General features: G+C 40.3%; 12 protein-coding genes. 2 read left to right on the forward strand and 10 right to left on the reverse strand.

Annotation, left to right across the window (positions count from 1 at the left end; translation table 11 throughout):
* Positions 1 to 106: 106 nt before the first annotated feature.
* Positions 107 to 5809, forward strand: a complete 5703-nt coding sequence (locus CL667_02490; GenBank protein MAL16554.1) for a hypothetical protein — start codon at positions 107 to 109, stop codon at positions 5807 to 5809.
* A gap of 577 nt (positions 5810 to 6386) precedes the next feature.
* On the opposite strand, the gene CL667_02495 is transcribed toward CL667_02490, so the two are convergent.
* The 10 genes from CL667_02495 to CL667_02540 form a co-directional block, all read right to left on the reverse strand.
* Positions 6387 to 7007, reverse strand: coding sequence for a DNA-binding response regulator (locus CL667_02495; GenBank protein MAL16555.1), 621 nt, complete (start codon positions 7005 to 7007; stop codon positions 6387 to 6389).
* A 94-nt stretch (positions 7008 to 7101) separates the two neighbouring features.
* Positions 7102 to 9075: a hypothetical protein gene (locus CL667_02500; protein MAL16556.1), complete on the reverse strand. Its 1974-nt coding sequence runs from the start codon at positions 9073 to 9075 to the stop codon at positions 7102 to 7104.
* A gap of 176 nt (positions 9076 to 9251) precedes the next feature.
* The gene (locus tag CL667_02505; protein ID MAL16557.1) at positions 9252 to 10568 is read right to left on the reverse strand and encodes an amidohydrolase; all 1317 of its coding nucleotides are present in this window, start codon (positions 10566 to 10568) and stop codon (positions 9252 to 9254) included.
* Positions 10569 to 10583: 15 nt separating this feature from the next.
* The gene (locus tag CL667_02510; GenBank protein ID MAL16558.1) at positions 10584 to 11960 is read right to left on the reverse strand and encodes an amidohydrolase; all 1377 of its coding nucleotides are present in this window, start codon (positions 11958 to 11960) and stop codon (positions 10584 to 10586) included.
* A gap of 1 nt (position 11961) precedes the next feature.
* Positions 11962 to 13314 carry a hypothetical protein gene (locus CL667_02515; GenBank protein ID MAL16559.1) on the reverse strand — a complete coding sequence of 451 codons (1353 nt, stop codon included), beginning with the start codon at positions 13312 to 13314 and terminating at the stop codon, positions 11962 to 11964.
* A 138-nt stretch (positions 13315 to 13452) separates the two neighbouring features.
* Entirely contained in the window at positions 13453 to 13995 is a 543-nt protein-coding gene (locus CL667_02520) for a hypothetical protein (protein ID MAL16560.1), read from the reverse strand.
* Positions 13996 to 15534, reverse strand: a complete 1539-nt coding sequence (locus CL667_02525; GenBank protein ID MAL16561.1) for a hypothetical protein — start codon at positions 15532 to 15534, stop codon at positions 13996 to 13998.
* Between the two features lie 8 nt (positions 15535 to 15542).
* Positions 15543 to 16271: a DNA repair protein RecO gene (gene recO, locus CL667_02530; GenBank protein MAL16562.1), complete on the reverse strand. Its 729-nt coding sequence runs from the start codon at positions 16269 to 16271 to the stop codon at positions 15543 to 15545.
* Positions 16272 to 16331: 60 nt separating this feature from the next.
* Positions 16332 to 16772: a hypothetical protein gene (locus CL667_02535; protein MAL16563.1), complete on the reverse strand. Its 441-nt coding sequence runs from the start codon at positions 16770 to 16772 to the stop codon at positions 16332 to 16334.
* Between the two features lie 133 nt (positions 16773 to 16905).
* Entirely contained in the window at positions 16906 to 18537 is a 1632-nt protein-coding gene (locus CL667_02540; protein ID MAL16564.1) for a methylcrotonoyl-CoA carboxylase, read from the reverse strand.
* Between the two features lie 68 nt (positions 18538 to 18605).
* Between CL667_02540 and CL667_02545 the strand changes: the two genes are divergently transcribed.
* On the forward strand, positions 18606 to 20018 hold the full coding sequence (locus CL667_02545; protein MAL16565.1) for a hypothetical protein: 1413 nt from the start codon (positions 18606 to 18608) through the stop codon (positions 20016 to 20018).

The following is a 20018-nucleotide window of genomic DNA, read 5'->3' on the forward strand; positions in this document are numbered from 1 at the left end:
CTTACATAATAAATTGTTATTTAATCGACGCCTTCCACTTGTTACGGGGTTTTAAAAACATTTGGACAGGTACAAATAAAACATAAAATAATACAAAGGGGTAATCATGAGATCTAGATTTCTACCATTTCTGTATGCAATAATTATGCTCTTTTTGGGAACGCAGTACGCGTATTCTCAGGATGGAGTATTTGACGACACATTTGTCGCACCAGATTCGGCTCAAATTTTGGGCACTAATACATCGGTGTTTCAATTTGATATAGATCCTTCTGTTTTAACAGACAGCTTGGATTATATAGAGGTTGATGTATTCGCTCAAGGCGATACACTCAATTTCGTTCAAATTTATCAAAAAGGGACTGATGCGGATGGTGCTTTTACACCTGCATTTGCTTCCGATGAATCTTTTTCAACTACCGGATTAGCAATAGAAAATACCTACGAGGGTACTTTTGCACCGAATACATCTAATTTCTATACAATAAGAGCGCGAGCATATGTGGATGATGACAACGATCCAAATAATGCCTCTGTACTTAACGGAGAAATTTACGTTGATGTATATATTGATGACGACAACCCAGTTGCTGCATCAACACAGTTAATCAATTATGTTAGCAATGAACCTAGAATTGGTGGTGACACCCTTAGTGTTCAAATCCAAGATGATTTTATCGACTATTCGAATGATGATTTTGAAATAGAGTTATCTGTATTTGATGGGCTTGATACTACTTTTACTGCCTCCGGATCGATAACAGACCACTTTAATTCAGGAGCTCTGATTGATACTACAAGGAATGATTCTTTAGATTATACCTTCATTTTCTTGGTTGATTTCACAGAATATGTCCCTGACTCACCAACTAACCCAACCATCGATGTTGATATAACTGATGGAGCAGGAAATGAGACTGAAACTCAACTAACACCACTTGTCAATGACAATACTGCTCCCACTGTAGAATTACTGACTATTGATGGTGCAGATCCTACGGAAGATGTTATTCCAAATGCGAACACGGGTACCAACACTCTTATTTATGATGTTCGGGACACATATCTAAGTGCAGACAGTTTAAGGGATGACTACAACTTCGATCTCACACTTTTCGGAGAGAGTTTTTCCGGTACTATTGAGGAACACGAAGATGCAGGAAGACTTACCGTAGTTGGAGATACAAGCTTTGTATTTAACGTGAATCTCAAACCTAATACACAAAGTAACGGTAATATCTCACTCGAGGTAACTGATGCAGCTGGTAACTCAGCTACTGATACTGATAATATCGATATCGCTGACTTTAACACAGATGATTACTATCTGATGCAGCCTTATCCACACACTGCATTCAATGATGATATTACTGTTCAGTTGACTCCAAATAAAGAAGGTGAGTATACCGGAGCCACTATTTATCTGTCAGCAAATGCAGATCTTAGTAGCCCTGATACCACTTATACTTTAGATGATGCGGATTTAAATGGTGTTTTTGATACTCCTGCTAGCCTTGGGCTAACTGATGGCGGAATGTATTATGTAGGTGCAGTTGTCACTAATGCTGATAACTCAACTTTCGATACCAGAGTAAACCCTGTATTCTACGATACTACCGCACCAAGCTTAACTATTGATCTGCTTGATGCTATTGACTTTGGTGGAACAGATTATGTTACAGGAGATAACACCAGAATTCAGTTTAATTCTGATGATGATGATTTAAATGAGTTAGATGTGGATGTTCAACGTGTGATAATTGACTCTACTACAAATTTCTTTAACCTCACTACATTAGAAGATTATCCTTTCCGGTTCTCATTCGATTCGGAAGATTATGATGACGATGCCACTGATGAGTTGTTTGATGGAACCGTTGTATTTCGCGTAACATCTACCGATAACCTCGGTAACGAAAGCATGCCAATGTACTTCCCGGTTAATGTGGACAACGTTTCTGCTGATTATATCCTTTCCGAAGTTAATGGAATAGATATTCTGGCTGATAACGCTGATGGTAACTACCCTCCTATTAACGCAGGTGAAACTCTCACTCTTGAGTTTACTCATTATGCAGATGACATTGCAGATGACGGAGCTGAGTTTGAATTGGAGTATGACGGCGAAACCCTCGTCGGTGTTATCACAGCTCAAACAACAGACACATATACTGTTGAGTTTGAAATACCAGATAATGATGGTGACGAAACTATCAATCTTACACCTGGCGGTGGCGATTTAACGGTTAACTTCACTGATGTATTTGGAAATGAAAATGAAAATTACATCGGAACTCCTGATGTAGGAAGCATTCAAATTTTCAACAACGAGTTGCCTTGGATTGGTCTTGATGATGACTTTTCCGAAGAACTTGTAAGGGATACTCTCGAGCTCGAACTTACTGTAAACAGTACAGTAGAGTTAATCGATAGTGTGGCCCTGGAGTATGCAACGTACACTGACACGGATACAACTGCATTTACTCAAATAATGGTGTTTCCTTACGACTCTGTACAAGCAAATCCTATTTATGGTCTGCCAACTGCAGAATATGATGACGGGAAATACTTAATCCGAACAAGAACATATGGCTATCAGTACGATCGCTTTGACGGTGATCTTGTAGAAGTAGAAGATAGTGCCTACGCCGTCCGTTTTGATAACACTCATAACGGAACCACAGAGCGCGTGGCTATTCTTGCACAACCTGATACGACCCTTCACGGTTCTGAAGATATTGAGCTTTATGCGGCCAATAACGGAGACGCATACGGAACTTTATTTGAAGGTATGTTTGTAGCAACCAACCCTACAGTTGAAGAAGATGCAGATACCTCATGGGTATTACTTGATTCTGTAGTTACTGAATCAAGTGATGGTATTTTCTCAACTACAGTTGACGAAACCACTCTTGAAACCTTATTTGACATAGATAATGTTGAAGGTGTATTCACTTTCCGTGCTGTTGGTTTTGACTCTGCAGGTATCTACCAGAATATCAGCGGTAATATGGATGATCCATCTGAAGTAGCTACCATTACGGTCTACTACGATGATATTCCAGCTACCGGGACAATCGCCGTAAACGGAATGTCTATTGAGCATCCCTCCTCTCCTGTCAACTCAGATAATTGGGCAGCTCAAGACTTTAGTGACTTTAACGTTTGGAGCGGAACGGTTAACATTGGTTTCGAACTGGATGAAGAAGAGAATAACTTTGACAGAGCTGTTCTCGATATTCGAAGAAAAGCCGCCAGAGAACCTGGTGATTCTGATAACTTCCGATCTGAACAAGATCAGACCATTGCTACAATGGAAGGTGAAGGTGCAGAATACGCACTTGATGTTGATGCTTTAGATCAAGGTGCTGTTTATGAACTAACCCTATATCTAGTTGATTCATATGGAAACCGATCTAATGCAGGTACTGTAGAATTTGCTACTGTTGGACCAAGAGCACACATTACAGGTATGAGTGACGAGCATGGTGATATATACATCCAGGCTACTCCATATACCCGAAGTGTTATTCTGGAAGTTTCTGCCGATGGTGGAACCACCTATGAGCAAGTTTCTTACATTGAAGATGATGACTTCGATTACTTCACTTCTAATGGATACGATGCTTATAAATATGACATGATGAATCTAGAAGATTTCCAGTTGCCACTGGGTGACCTGACTTTCAGATTGACAGCCGGTGAATCTGAAGAGCTTTACGAGTCAGAGTATCAAAACTCTACTACACTTGTAATTAATCATGCAGAAAGCAATGATGTAAGAGCAAAAGCCGGACCTGAAGTAACTCAAATGCAGGGTACCTTCACCCCGGTCACAACCACTGACATTGACTTATCTCTTTACAGAGAACGAGGAGATATCAATGACATCCGAGTTGAAATTGCTCCAATTAACACCAACGATAACATCAGCCTCTTCCTTCTTGCGGACGAGAACCCATTTTCTACTCTAAACAGTTTAGAATATGCTATGTATCCAAGATGGGCTGATTATGATTACTCTACCAACTTCGGTATCACTTCCCCACTTGAGTCCATAGATGGCAACTATCTTGGATTCCTTGATGATGGAGATGCTATCGATCTTGATGGAAGTGTTGACATCACAGCCGGTGGTAAGTTTTACGCTTATGTCACCACGGTCATGCCTAATGGCGAAACCATTATGACTCGCCAAATGCTTGAAGTGAATCGTGTTGCTGCTCAGAATGGCGGTTCTGTTACCTCACCAAACGGTAACTTCGAACTTAACATTACCGAGAATACCCTTGAAAACAATGCTAACCTCATTATTGAGGAAGATCCTTCAAGCTTATTCTTTACACATGACAGCGAAGCTCAATACGGACAAATAGGTACTGCTTATTACCTCCGCGCATTTAAAGGAGATGTACGTGATGGAAGAAGGGTAAACTTCTCTATTACATATGATCCTAACGATGTTATGGATTTAAATGAGGATGGATCTATTGAAGACGAATTAGCACAGTTATGTGTGGGTTATTCTGAACTGAATGATACCGAAATAGTATTCTTGGATATTCTTGAAAAAGAAGTCGATACCGAGAATAACATGGTTCATTTCAGTATGGAGAATCTGCCATCAAATACACAGAGGTTTGCTCTAGTACTTGAAGGTGCGGTTGTAAACAATCCGGGTTCTATTTCGGTTGTTAATACTTCCCTAATGGCTGCTGATAAGCCTTATGTTAACGAAGATCATGAACTATCAATCACGGTAACTGATGACAAAGTGAATAGCTTTGATGATTACTGGGTAATAGTTGACGGTTCAGTTGTTAGTGCAGATACATATTCTGCTGATGGCTTCCAGAATGGTTGGAAAATCGTAGTTGATAATTCAATTGAAGACTTGAACCTGAATGAAGGGTTACACACCGTTCGCTTCGTAATCACCAATGAAAATGGTAACCGATTAGACGTTACTTACGATTTCATTGTGGATAAGAAGAAACCAGTTATTTCACAAGGTGCTGTACAGTTTGTGGATATGATTGAGTCAGGTCATAAGAATACCCTCTCCTTCAATGTAACCGATGCGATGGCTGGAGATCAGCCTGGATCTGGCGTTTCATTAGATGAGATCTTTGTAGATGTGTATTTAGTAGAGCCGGATGTTAGATTCGGAGTTTACGACACAACTACTGGAACCTGGCATTATTCTCAGGACGTCTTCAAGCGCTACTTCAAGCAGTACAGTGAAGGTGACTTCATTGTAGATGAGGGTAGCACTGCCGATTCCTTGGGAATTATGTTTGAGGTAGTATTCAATCAGGAGCTGGATGTTTCCGGATATGAATTCGTTGTTCATAATGGAGACTTTGTCTTTGATGAAGATTCTCTGAATGAATGCGAAACTGTATGTCGAAAAGATGACTTCGAGATTGAGAACTATTACGAAGGTGGCATTTCAGATATGGCCCTTAACCAGGCAAATGCTGTATCCTTCTCTGTAGGTATCGATCCGACCGTAACATCTAACGAAGGTGAAAGTGTGATTCCTGAAGAGTTCCATTTAGATCAGAACTATCCGAATCCATTCAACCCATCGACAACTATTCAGTACGGTATTCCCGAAGCAAGCGAAGTAACCATGAAGGTCTATAACGCTCTTGGGCAAGAAGTAATGACACTCGTGAATGATCAGAAGAGCGCTGGTACTTATAAAGTCCAGTTCGATGCTGCAAACCTCGCTAGTGGAATGTACATCTACCGAATAGTTGCCGGAGATTTCGTACAAACCAAAAAACTAATGCTGATTAAGTAAAGTTAACTTAACTTAGTAACAACCTTTAAGGGGGCTGTCTTTTGGCAGCCCCTTTTTTAATGGCCTGAACTTCACAACTATCCTGTCTTAAATAATATTAAGACTAAGAAATAATGAATGAGTTTTACTTTTATTCCCCTATTCCCCCTATTAAGGGATCTGCTTTTCTAATAGTCACAATAATATCTCTGCAACAGTAAGATAACTTCTCTTATTTGAGGACCTTAGTTTATCTAAGGCTTGAACTTTAATTGTTAAGCTATATGTTTTCCTTTACTTGCCTTCCCGTTGAGCCTTCTTTAGTCATAGAAGTTTTAAAGAAGCATAGCACAAAAGGCTCTCATTGCTAACTAATAGATAAGCGAAATAAAAAAGCCTGTCATATTCAATGACAGGCTTTTAGCAGTTCTTTAGGTTAGTATAGATGTATAAAATCGATTTGGTAATCTGTACCCCAAAAAACCCAAACCTGATTTATACTTTGATACTTTCTTAGTATCGATATTTTTTTTCTACCAAACACTGCATACTTATGCAGTATTTAAAAGCTCTTTCCAGATGACCAATTCCAGAAAAATCAAATAAGCTTATATCGCAAAGCTTTAGCAACAGCTTCACTTTTGTTACTTACCTCTAGTTTATTGTAGATATTTCTTATGTGGTACCTTACACCATCTACCGAAAGGAACACTTCTTTAGATATCCCTTTATAAGAAGAGCCTTCAGCTAAAAGTTTTAAAATGTCCGTCTCTGCTTCTGAAAGCTCGATCCCTGACTTATCACCATGAAATGAATTAATAACCTTACGGGCAATATTTGGACTCATGGGAGAGCCTCCTTCATTCGCTACGTGTACGGCATCAATTAGCTCTTCAGGGGATACTTTCTTTGAAAGATATCCAATAGCACCGTTTTTAAGAGCTTTAAAGATTCGCTCGTCATCATCGTGAATGGTAACCATCATCACGGTAATATCAGGGTGCTTCTTTCTAATAATCTTTACTCCTTCTGTACCCAGAATACCGGGTAACTGTATATCCAAAAGGACCACATTTGCTTTCTGCAGCTGAGTATCTTCAAATGCATCTTCGCAACTTTCATAATCAGCTATCACGCATAGGTCGGGCTCGAAATCAAGAATGGTTTTCCATCCTTCCCTCATATACTTGTTGTCTTCTATGATTACAATATTGATCATCAGTAATTTTTAATGATATATAGAAAAAGCTTCTGAGAAAACAACCACCTAAATAGGTAGTATTCTCTTCATTTTTCAATTATAAATGAATAACTCAGGATACATTGAAGGTAAAAGACCACGTAGTCCCGGCTCCTTCATCAGTGATAAGTTCAACTTCACCGTCAATTTGTTCGGCTCGATATCTGATATTCTTTATTCCATTCCCATTCTTGATTTTATCAGGATCAAAACCTACCCCATTGTCTATTATTTTCATATAAACTACATCGCCTTCTTCCGTCAGCGTAATTTCAACTTCTGTAGCTCTTGAATGCTTACTTAAATTCGTAACACATTCTTTGAAAATGAGCCATAAATTTTGCCTGACCTCGAGCTTTACTGGAAAGCTAAAGCTATCATCAATATTCATAGAGTAGGTTATATCGTTGCTATCTAAAACATCTGCTGCAAAACGTTTACACTTCTTTAGAAATATAGACCAATCGTCTTTAGATGGATCGATAGCCCAAATGATATCATTAATCTTCTCTTTGGCTTCGACAGCACTTTTGGTGATTACCTCTAAAAACCGTTGAGATTCATTGGGGTCTTTTCTAACCCTTTGTGCAGCTTCACTAAAGAAGCTGATACTGCTAAGGGTACCGCTTAAATCGTCATGAAGATCTCTAGCAATTTGATTCCTTGTCCGTTCTTCTTTTAATAAATAATACACCCGATACCTGTAAAGGATATACCCTGCTGTCAATATCATACAAATGATGATGGCCATATTTCTTAGCCTGATGTTCTGTATTTCAAGATTGGCTGTATTCAACGCATCCTCTTTATTCTGCAATTGATACCGCACTGTCATCATGGAAAGTCTCTTCTCTTTTTCAGATTTAAATTTTTCTTCATCCCGGATTCTTTGCTGTCTTTCAGCTTTCAGAGCCTCATCCATTCGTCCTAATCCCGCTAAAGCGTCAGACTTCAGGGCGTAGATTTCCTGTAGTATCAAGTTAAGGTTATGCTGGTTAGCTAAATCAATCGCTTTTTCTGCATACTCCAAACTTTCAGAGTAATTCTTCTTCTTGAGTTCTACAGCCGATAAAAACTCATACTTTGTTATTTCTTCATTTGGCCTTGAATAAGGTAAGACCGGGTTCTTGATTTTTGTAGCCATCGAATCAGCTTCTTCCAGTCTATCTAAGTCTAAATAAAACTTTCCTAGCCGAACCAGGTGACTATTCGCCAAATTTGGAATACGATACTGACTGCTTACAGAAGCCCCTCTTTCCATAAGCTCTAGTGACTGTAATGTATCTCCAGTGAGCTTATACATTTGGCTTAAATTTGTATAAGTGATAGCCTTAATTGGTGGCGGGAGGTTTTCTATCTCCAAACAAGGGCTGAGCGTTTCTATGGCTTTTGTGTACTGCTGGAGTTCTATAAAGCTCGCTCCTAATTTTGCCATTATGTTGCATCTTGAACCTGGATTATCTTCGAACTCCATGAACTTTTCAAACATGTCGATGGCTAAATCATGAGCCCCTACTCGTACATAAAGATTTCCAAGGTTAGCGTATAAAAAATGAATAGGAAACTCTGACTTTTCGCCAAGCTCAAGTCTGTAATTAATGGCATTTAAATACAAAGACTCAGCTTTTATATAGGAGTTTTGGCGTTCATACTGTGATGCTTTCAGGTTCTCCATTGCCAAGTAGGAGTTATGCTCCCTGATGCTCTTTAGTGAAATAGAAGCCTTTTCAGCATAATAAATTGTAGAATCGGCGTTAAGAATCCGCCAAGCATTAGCCTTCAACAGAGAAGAAAAAGCCAATTTCTGATCATCCTCTATTCCCTCCAGAGCATAAATATCATCAACCATTTTAAAAAGTGAATCGGGGGTATTCCTAAGGTACCTATTCCCCATTTCTACATACTTTCTGAGTTTCTCTTCAGGTTGCTCTACTTCTTGGATTTGCTTCCTTATATCACCCAGACTCATGGCGGGCATTCTTTGTTGGGCATGTGCTACCACAGTACAACCCCAAATAAGTACCCCAAGACTAATCAACAACTTCATTTACATCTCATATGTTAATACAAATGCCCTTCAAAGAATCTCTAACTTCTTACCCTAAACTTCAAATTAAAATAAATATCCCAACGGATATTAAAACATCCTGCTGGTAAAAAGTTCAGGTATAAAAAAAGCCCACTTAAAAAAGCGGGCTTTTAAAACATTAAATCTATTGAGTTCTACTCGTTTACAGCATCACGATCTAAAAACTCATCGTAAAGCTGAGTGTGACGGCTTGTCATCGGGATTTTATATCCTTTGATGAACACATGCTCAATATTAGTCATTGGCTCAAGCGGATCACCATCGGAGATAAACAGGTTAGCCTGCTTTCCGACTTCCAGAGAACCGATCATATCATCTACACCGAATATCTCGGCCGGATTAATAGTAAGTGCCTTAATGGCTTCTTCCTTTCCAAGACCATACGCTGCGGCATATCCAGCCTCAAACGGAGCGTTCCTGGAGTTTTCGGTATCGTCAGAAACGATAGCTACTTTAACGCCAGCAGCTGCCATGAGACCCGGGTTTTCGTACGGTCTTCGGTAGTTATCATAATCCCGTGCAGGTGTGTATAATGTAGTTGTAAGAACCGGAATCCCTGCCTCAGCAATCTCTTCAGCAACTCTCCATCCTTCTTCTACTCCCGCAAATACGAAGTTCATGTTCTCATGAGATTTTGTCCATTCAATAGCGTCCAAAATGGCTTGCTCACGATTCACTGAAATTACAACCGGAACATCTCCGGAAAGAACTTCACGCATAGCATCCATTCTTGGATCGAAATCTGGCTTTGTTTTGCCTGATGGATTGGCTTCGTAGGCATTCATCATTTGATCATAGAAATGAGCCTTGTCAATGAAATCATTGATTGCTTTAATTTCCCGATCATATTGTTCTTTGATCTCTTTTTCAGAACGGTCGTCCCACCATCCTCCTCCTGCTGATGAAGGCAGAGACATTACCAAAGCTCCACTCTTTTTAACAGCCATGGAATCCGGAGAATATCCCCAAAGGTCCATAACAGCAGCTTTACCAGCAATTGTGCCTGAGCTTGGATGAGATAGCACAGTTGTAACTCCACTAACCCTGGTCACCGGTACAGAAGCACTGTGTGGGTTGAAAGCTGTAAAGGCAAACATATGTGGATTGAACTGACCTAACTCGCGATTATCAACCGTTACTGCCACAGCTGATACTTCTACCAGGCCTAAAGCAGTCCAGCTGTCAATAAATCCTGGATAAACGTGTTTACCCGTAGCATCTATTTGTTTGTAGTCTGGAGTGATTTTAGCATTCTGACCGACTTGGACTATCTTTTTCCCGTCGATAAGAATGACCCCACCTTCAATTGTTCCGTTGGTTACGGTATGAATGGTAGCTCCTGTAATGGCAAATTTACCAAATTCAGGTTTCTCTGTAATCTGTGCATCGGCTGTGGCCGTTAAACCAAACAGCAGAGCAGCTATAAAAACAAAAATATTGAGTTTCTTCATGATTCTGTCTCCTGTTTAGTTTTGAAATAAAATGAATGCATCTTGCATGCAGGCATCTTCATCTCGACTTGAAACGATTTCCCGATAGTTTGAACCATCCTCGAAGTCGGTGCCCGGATTGACTTGGATACGCATGTCATCGGAATCATTTTCCAGATCGAAATACTTTGTCCCGTCTACAAAGGTCATTTCAGCTTTGCTGTAGATACTGAATGGATGTCCACTCCAAACTACAACATCACCGTCTTTGCCTTCTTCAATACTGCCTACCCGATCGTCAATACCAAGTTGAATGGCTGGGTGAAGCGTGATCATTTTAAGCGCATCATTTACTGAAGTGTTTCCATATCGAACTACTTTAGAAGCTTCATGATTAAGCGTACGCAGTAGCTGATTATTATCACTGTTGATCGAATTGATAACGCCATTAGCATTCAAAATAGAAGCGTTATAAGCGGTTGAGTAATACACCTCAAACTTATAGGCCCACCAATCAGAGAAAACAGAAGTGTGAGCTCCGTTCTTAGCTAACTCGGGAGCTACTTTAAAAGCTTCATTCGCATGCTGGAAAGTGTAGTTTTCAACACCGTAGTCTTTAAAAACACGCATCAGCATTAGTATTTCATCTGAACGGTAAGAGTGACAGTGAACAAGTATCTCACCCTCAATAATGTCGTTTAGAACTTCAAACCGAAGGTTTTCGGCAACTGGTACCGGTGGCGTTCCGCGCCCTCTTCTGTCATATTGTTCTTTTGCACTGAGGTAAGCTTCTCGTTTACGTTTGTAATCAAGTGCTTCATCAAAGTGACCACGAATTACTTGCTCAACACCCATTCGGGTTCTTGGCTGAACACCGTTGCCCTGACCATGTACCCGAGTCGGGTTTTCGCCTAGCGCAAATTTGATGGTACGAGGGGCATCCTCAAACTTCATACCTTCTTGTGTTGCACCGTAGCGAAGCTTAAGTGTCTCACCCTGTCCACCAATTACATTGGCAGAGCCGTGCATTAAGTGAATGGTTGTAGCGCCTCCTGCAAGCGCGTGATAAATTCCCACTTCATTGGGATCTACCGACTCTTCCATGGTAACTTCAGCAGTAACCACATTTCTTCCTTCATTAATATCTACACCGTTTAGGTGAGAATGAGCATCAATAATGCCGGGCATCAGGTATTTACCGGTAGCGTCTATAGTTTCCACGCCGCGGGGTGCTCTAAGGTCTTTTCCAATTTCCTGGATAACACCGTCTCTGATCAACACATCAGTGTCTTCGAGATCACCATCTGTTATGCTTATAACCGTTGCATTTTGGATAAGTACTGAGCCTTTTTCCTGAGCTTCAGCATTGAATCCAAAGGCGACGAAAACAAAAAGTATAATTAGTTTCTTCATCTTAGTTTCCCTCAAATTCATGAATAGTTCCGTTTGAAATACTGTGCAGCACTTTTGCTTTGTCTTCAGACATCGCTTTGTCAAACACAGTAAAGCTGGCATTTTTACCTTTTGTAAGAGTTCCCAAGGTATTGCCTAACCCAAGTATTGAAGCTGTATTTGAAGTCATAAGTTTTACAGCATCTGATTCTGAAAGCCCTCCTTCATCAAGCAGGATCTCCAGTTTTTTAGAGAGATCTTTAAGTTCAAGTCCTGCAGAGGCATAACCAACTGAAACACCAGCGTCCATCAACTTCTTAATGTTGGTGACTTCAGCTTTCCAGGCTTCCAATCGCTTATCACGATAAGACTGCTCTTCTTCCGAAATTTCTTCCATCTCTTCAGCAGACTCTTCCTCTTCTTTGTCAGATTCTTCTGCTTTTTTCATTTTTGTGTACCAGTCTGGAGCTTCAGTAAAATCTATACTTGCCAAAACCGGAATATTGCGTCTCTTAAGCTCAGCTGATTTTGCATAGGCTTCTTTACCGGAGACAATTACAGCATTAAAACCGAATTCATCCTGAAGTTTCAGTAAACGCTCGATGTGTTCTTTCGTATCAACTTCGAAATAAAGCGGAGTTGTTTTATTTACTAAAGGAAACATTGCTTCCAAAACCTGATCGCGCTTAGGAGCAGGCATTTCAGGATTCTGAGTGTAATACTTCATGTGTTGCTGAAGAGCAGTGGCATCAAACATAACTTGTCGGAATTGTGCCATCACCCCCATCATTGTGGAAGGATATGCTCCATTTCCCCAACCGCCTGGCGCTTCTTCAAAAGAACCGGCTAATGCTAAATTTTCTTTTAGCAGACCTATACTTTCAATTGCTGGGGCAAGGTAAAAAACCTCGACCTGACCCGGGAGCATGTATCCATTTGGATAAAGGGCCGCAGATGTAAATCCTGCTTTCATTCCAGCTTCAAAGGACTTGTCTTCCGTTAATAGAACCGAAGGTTTGCGTTCAGGTTGAATTCCTGCGCGGTCGTAAGGGGGATCTCCTGGATTATCGAGTTCCGGAAGATTCCTTGGTGGTTCTGGGCTTCCCCAAGTAGAAAAGCCGTCAATGAATCCGGGATATACGTGGAGACTATCTCCGCCATCTATCTCAAATGCATCAAAAGGTATCGTTACGTTTCTTCCGACAGCCTCAATCACTCCATCTCGCCAAACAATAGTAGCGGATTCGGTAACTGAACCATCAGCATTATGAATAGTAATATTTTTAAGCGCGTGTGCGGGTGTAGTCTGGGCTTGTATTGCCTGAAGACTAAAGCCCGAAAACAGCAACGCCAACAAAAGAATGTGTTTTCTCATAGCACCTGTACTGATTATGGGTTAAGGTGCCGAAATAACTGAATTAATTAGCTATTATAAAAGCGGAGCTGATCTAAATTTTGTAAATAAAGATTGTAGTCTAATTAGAGCTCGTCTTCAGGTACCGATAAGCAAAAATCAATTCATTTCCTGTGTAAAAGCTGCTGAAGAACTTAGTGCATTCCAATAGCTGGTTTTTCCAGTAAATCCAGATTCTAAGAGAGTCTTCAATTCACTTTTGGTGATGGATACTTTTGAGTAGCCCGTAAAGTACCCTGCTTTAGACCTTGCTTCTCCCTCTTCTTCTATTGCAGCTTCTTGTACCGCATTGTGTGCGTTTCTGAGAGCAAGAATGAAATCAGTTCTGGTAGCAACTGAGTTACCATCTTCCTCGAGGGATATTCGTACTTCTTCCAATTTCTCGGCAATGGCACTTTCAAGATTGGCTCTAGCCTGAAGTTCTGCATTAGCAATTGCGATGGTTGAATCAGAGGAAATTGCGGTTGCAAATCCATGGAATGAGGCGGAATCAGAGCTAAATCCAGATGGTGAATACCAGGCTGGATAGATAGAACTTACATCGCCAGTATCACCTGAGGTAGATTTTTGTGAAGATGAACAGGCAGTAAAAATTCCTGCAAATAAGAGTATGAAGAGCAGATTCCTAACTTTGTTGGACATTCAATTCCTTTTTAATTCGATAAACCCTTTTGCATTATCCTTGTTGATAATCTCGAGGGTGACCGTTCCTTTATCATTTAGATTTCGGCCGATAAGTTCTTCTAAAGTTGAGAGATCTTCAACCTTTTCTTCTTCTATTTTCATTATTTGCTGATCTTCTCTTAAACCCCGATTCCAGGCCTCTGAATATTTATAGACCTGATCAACAATTAAGTCAAACTTCTCAGGATTTTCTGCTGTAGCCAATGCCATAATGCGGAAGCCTAAATCAAATTCCTGATACATCACCCCGCCATTATCTCCTTCAGGAATTTCCATTGTTTCAATCGGTTCTTCATTAGCGGAGATTTCAGGAATGGGTTCCGTCTCAAGAAGTTTCAAAGTGACGTTTTTCTGTAGCTCCTTCCCATTTCTAAGAATGTTTAACTTAACTACTTCACCCGGGCGCATAACCGCCACCTGCTGCTGAAGTTGATTGGCCTCATACACTTCTTTTCCATTTACGCTGAGCACCACATCACCGGGTTCAATTCCTGCTTCCGCTGCGGCTCCGTCCGTTGATGCACTTAAAATCTCAACTCCCCGAACAGTTTTCATACCTTTTTCCAGAGCTCTGTCATAGTCAACCCCAGCAATTGAAACCCCAAGCAGTGCACGTTGTACCTGACCATGTTCAATCAAATCTCGCGCTACTTTAATAGCCAGATTACTCGGAACTGCAAACCCATAGCCTTGATAAGAACCTGTTTGAGACGCTATAGCCGTATTAACACCTATCAACTGTCCGCTGGTATTTACCAAAGCTCCGCCACTATTTCCTTTATTAATGGCTGCATCTGTTTGAATAAAGCTTTCAATTCTCATCTGGTCATCAATGATTTGCACATCCCTGCTTAAGGCACTTACTATACCTGCGGTAACCGTAGAGCGAAGCCTGAAAGGATTTCCAATAGCTAATACCCATTCTCCAACATCCAGTGATTCTGAATCGCCAATAGTTACTTTAGGAAGATCTTCTCCATTGATTTTAATAACAGCCAGATCAGTACTCGAGTCGATACCTACCACTTTCGCGGGATACTCCCTTTTATCATTCAGAACAACTCTTAATCCCTTTTCAACAGCACCTTCAATAACGTGGTAATTCGTAAGGATATAACCATCACCCGTAATCAACACTCCTGACCCAACCGTTCGGGCACGCCTTGGCATTAAACGATCCCAAATACTTTCTCCCTCTTCCTCATCAAATTCTTGGCCATTATTAGGAATGGCATCGTCGATGGGTACAATAGCTTCGATATAAACTACAGTAGGGGTAACTTCTTCGGCTATTTTTTTAAACAAAAACCGTGCATCAGCTCCTTCTAATTCTTCGTCAGTTATAAATGGTGATTCACTTCGGGTGATTTCTGTGGTTCTGACTTCAGCCAATGGAGCAAGCTCTTCATTGATTGTATATAACGCGATAAGCGTGCCAGCCGTTATGCCAATCATGATTAGCAAAATTGCAGTAAGTACTAAATCTTTTCTCTTCATAAAATTACCTATAGCATCTGTTCAAAAATAGCGTCCGACCTTCTTTCCTGATATCCATCAATATGATATTTAAAATAGACATCTAAATGATGAACAAGTTGCTTGAGCTCAGCATTCTCTAATCCTACTTTAAATATATTTTTACTCTTAGTGGACATTCCTAAAATCAGAAAACGAGTTTGTGCCTCTGTTAGTTTGTAAGACAATTCTTCTTCCGACTGTTCCGAAATATTTCCACTGGAAACGTTTAAATAAGCAATCTTTGGAATCTCGGTTAATCCGCTGATTAATCCAATACCTGAAATTTCTGCCAAACGCAGCTGCACGTACGCAAAAACTGAAGGGTAAGTTTCTTCAGCATCACCTAACCACTCTATAAAGTTTAGCGTGAATTCAAAAACGGCGTCATTAACTTCATGCTCGTGCACTAACTGGGAAACAATCTCAAGCGTTGCATATAGGACAGCGGCTCTTTCGAAATCTTTTCTGAAGTTATTGGTGCTATAATGGATAGAAGCTTCTGTTAAGGTCTGTACACCTCTGGTCTGTTTATAATAATAAACCACATCCAGAACTGCTCCAATTTCAAGAATACCAGCCAGCTTGTTTTTTGGCTTTTTAGCCCCCTTTGCAATAAGGGCAATCTTACCATGTTCTGCAGACAAAACTGTTAAGATTTTGCTGGATTCCTGGTAATCTATAGCCCGTAAAATAATAGCTTGGGTGTGTGTAATCATCTTATTGGAACATATATCCGTGGTTGCACAAAAGAAACTCTTATTACGCTTTGGGCTGGTTTATTCGAAGTCCATTTTGAATTTAAAATACAGATCCAGCCTATCTTCGAGTAATTGAAATAATTCAAAGAGTTGATCCAATTCGTCCCTCTCTGATTTCACCAACCTCATGTATCCGTTATCCATCATAATATCAAGGGTAAACCAATCTTTCCTTTCCATTCCTTTACTGAAAAGTGCCTCTCCGGAATCATGATCTGAAAACAAAAACTCTTCTACTTCCTCAAAACCAATTGTCCTCATTCTAAAACGAAAATAACTGAAAAAGCGGTAGTACTTTGAGATAGTGTAGTCATCGGTATTGAATTCAAATTCATACCTCGAAAATATCTTAATCAAAACAGCAATTGCGAAGATCAAAAAGAATAGAGCGAATACGAATCCCAATAAGAAGCTCGCAAAAAACAGCAGAAAATCAATAAGTGTGAAGCTCGCTTCCACTCCCAGAAATACTAAATTATTTTGTTTGTGCAGGTCGTAGTACAATCTGAGAGTTTTTAGCGATTTGAATTCTTACTGTGGTACGTGTCCGGGAACCCATAAGATTCCCATAAATCATAAGAAAGCAGATATTTTAGGTCTGCATCACTCCGGTCTTAAACTCTTCGATGTTGGGGTTCAGGTTTGCACATTCAATCGCACTCGAAATCCGCTCACGTGTTTCCAGTGGATTTATGATACCATCAACCCATAAACGAGAAGCTGCATACCGAACGTCTGTTTGCTTATCGTAGCGGTCACTAATTTTCTTCATGATCTTTTCCTGATCCTCTTCGCTGACTTCTTTTCCTTTTTTCTTCATGGCAGCTACTTGAATTTGCATCAGGGTTTTCGAAGCCGAAGCACCGCTCATCACGGCAATATTAGCTGTTGGCCAGGCATACATGAATCGCGGATCATAAGCTCGCCCACACATGGCATAGTTACCTGCTCCATAGCTGTTACCCACAACAATAGTGATTTTAGGTACGGTGCTATTGCTCATCGCATTAACCATTTTGGCACCATCTTTTATGATACCTCCATGCTCACTTCGTTTGCCAATCATAAATCCGGATACATCCTGGAAAAAGATTAACGGGATCTTCTTCTGGTTACAATTCATAATAAATCGGGCAGCTTTGTCTGCACTGTCAGAATAGATCACTCCCCCAATCTGCATTTCTCCTTTTTTGGTACGACTCACCGTACGTTGGTTAGCGACAATTCCTACCGACCATCCGTCAATGCGAGCAAAACCAGTAATAATAGTTTGCCCAAATCCTTTCTTGAATTCTGTGAAGCTATCCTCATCAATAATACACTTGAGAAGCTCATTCATATCATAAGGACTTGTCCGAGCCTCAGGTAAAATCTCAAAAACGTCACTTGCTGGACGTTCAGGCTCTTTACTTTCAGATCTATTGAATCCTGCCGTTTCAAAGGGCCCGAACTTATCAACCAAATCTCTGATGGTAGAAAGGCATTCTTGATCATCTTCTACTTTATAATCAGTAACTCCAGAAATTTCTGTGTGAGTTGATGCTCCACCCAGTGTTTCATTATCCACTTCTTCACCAATAGCCGCCTTCACTAAATAGCTTCCGGCTAAAAAGACACTTCCTGTTCCATCAACAATCAGAGCTTCGTCACTCATAATGGGTAAGTAAGCGCCACCGGCCACACAGCTTCCCATAATGGCCGCGATTTGCGGGATTCCTTTTGCGGAAATGATGGCATTATTCCTAAACATGCGTCCAAAGTGATCTTTGTCAGGAAAGATCTCATCCTGCATTGGCAGAAAAACTCCTGCAGAGTCTACCAGATAGATTAAAGGAATGTGGTTTTCGATGGCAATTTCCTGAGCGCGTAAATTTTTCTTCGCCGTTATTGGAAACCAGGCTCCTGCCTTAACCGTCGCATCGTTGGCAACGATCATACATTTTCGCCCACTTACTTCTCCAATTCCAGTGACAACACCACCGGAAGGACATCCGCCTTGTTCCTCATACATCTCATAACCAGCCCAAAGCCCCAGTTCATAAAATCGTGAGCCTTTATCAGTGAGAGTCTCGATTCGCTCACGAGCAGTTAATTTTCCTTTGCCGTGTTCTTTGTCAATTCTCTTTTGACCGCCTCCGAGCTTTATTTCACCTTCCTGTTCTCCAAATTCTTCAATTATTTTATGTAACCAATGCTTGGTAGCGCTTCCGGATTCACTGCTCATGTTCTATTATCTTTATTGTTTGTATAATGTTGATTCGAATGCTGCGTTGAAAATAGGGATTATATTTAATGAGTAAACCCCGATATTTACCTAATTCATTCAAAAAAGCGACTTTCATGAGCAAGCGGTTAATAGTATTATTTCTTTTTATTGGAATTTCCACCTCAATTTTTGCGCAAAGAGTATCTTATCGCCAGCTGGTAATGAGATCGCAAAGCCCTACAATATTTATAGATGATATTATTCTTCCCGGTGAGAATGGAAATTCAACCCTTGCCTTCGTCTTCAGATTCAATAATGATTTTATTCCATTTAAGAAATTGCCCTTAAATAATAATCTGGATGCTCCCGAGGGATCTGAATTTTATTCAACTATTCGGTTAAGCAATGAGATTTTTGAAGGCAAACTAAAGCGAAGAGGCGAACCTTCAGCAAATTCGGTATCCAGAGATGTCTGGACGGACACCCTATTTGCATCGAATTTTGATCAAACTCAATCTGCTAAACAATATGCTTCCGGATATCTAACCTCTCAACTGGCGCCAGGTAACTATAACTACATCTTACAGCTTGCAATGATGCAGGAAGTAAATGAGAGAAACACGACCAGACAAGGAATTAGCATCCCTGACCTTTCAACCAAAGAAACAGGCGAGATCATCTTCATCAGGTCCAGAAATAACAATCAGCTGGAATTATTGAATATGGAAGATAATGTTCCTTTTGGTGATGACTTTATTGTTCTTGTTCGCCTGCCTAAGTATTCAGAATCAGACGAATACCAGGTTAAAGTCAATCGAGCAAGAACTTCCAGAAAAGACACTACTTCGGGTAACAATATCTTTTCATCTGATTTAAAAACGGAGAATATTTTTACCAATTCTATCGTGAAATTAATCAATAAAGACCGGCCAACTCTTCAGTTGACTCAAGGGAATAATGATTACACCTATGCAGTCATCAATATTCCAGGAAGTACTTTAGAAAATGACTCCTACTTTTTATCTGTAAGCAAGAAAGGCGATGAAAATCCTGTAGCCAGAAAATTCTTCCGTTCCTACTGGCCGGATATGCCTGCAAGTCTCTACAACCTTGATGTAGCCATTAGCAACCTTCATTATATAATTCCGGAGAAAGAAGTTGAGAAACTAAATGAAGGCAACGACAGGAAAAGAGAAGAAAAATTCAGAGAGTTTTGGGATAGCAAAGATCCCACTCCCAAGACAGTCTACAATGAATTAATGGCTGAATATTACCGCCGTATCGACTATGCCTTTAAAGAATTTGGAAGCCAGGAAAACCCATTAGGTCATGAAAGTGATCAGGGTGAAGTGTACATCAAATACGGCCCTCCATCAGATAAAGAACGCAGATTTCCTGAAAGTGGTAAAACGCTGGAAGTATGGAAATATCCTAGCCGTACCTTTGTATTTGAAGCAAGTACAGGCTTTGGGGATTTCGTTTTAGTTGCTACTCGTTAA

Source organism: Balneola sp. (assembly GCA_002694685.1).
GTDB lineage: Bacteria > Bacteroidota > Rhodothermia > Balneolales > Balneolaceae > Gracilimonas.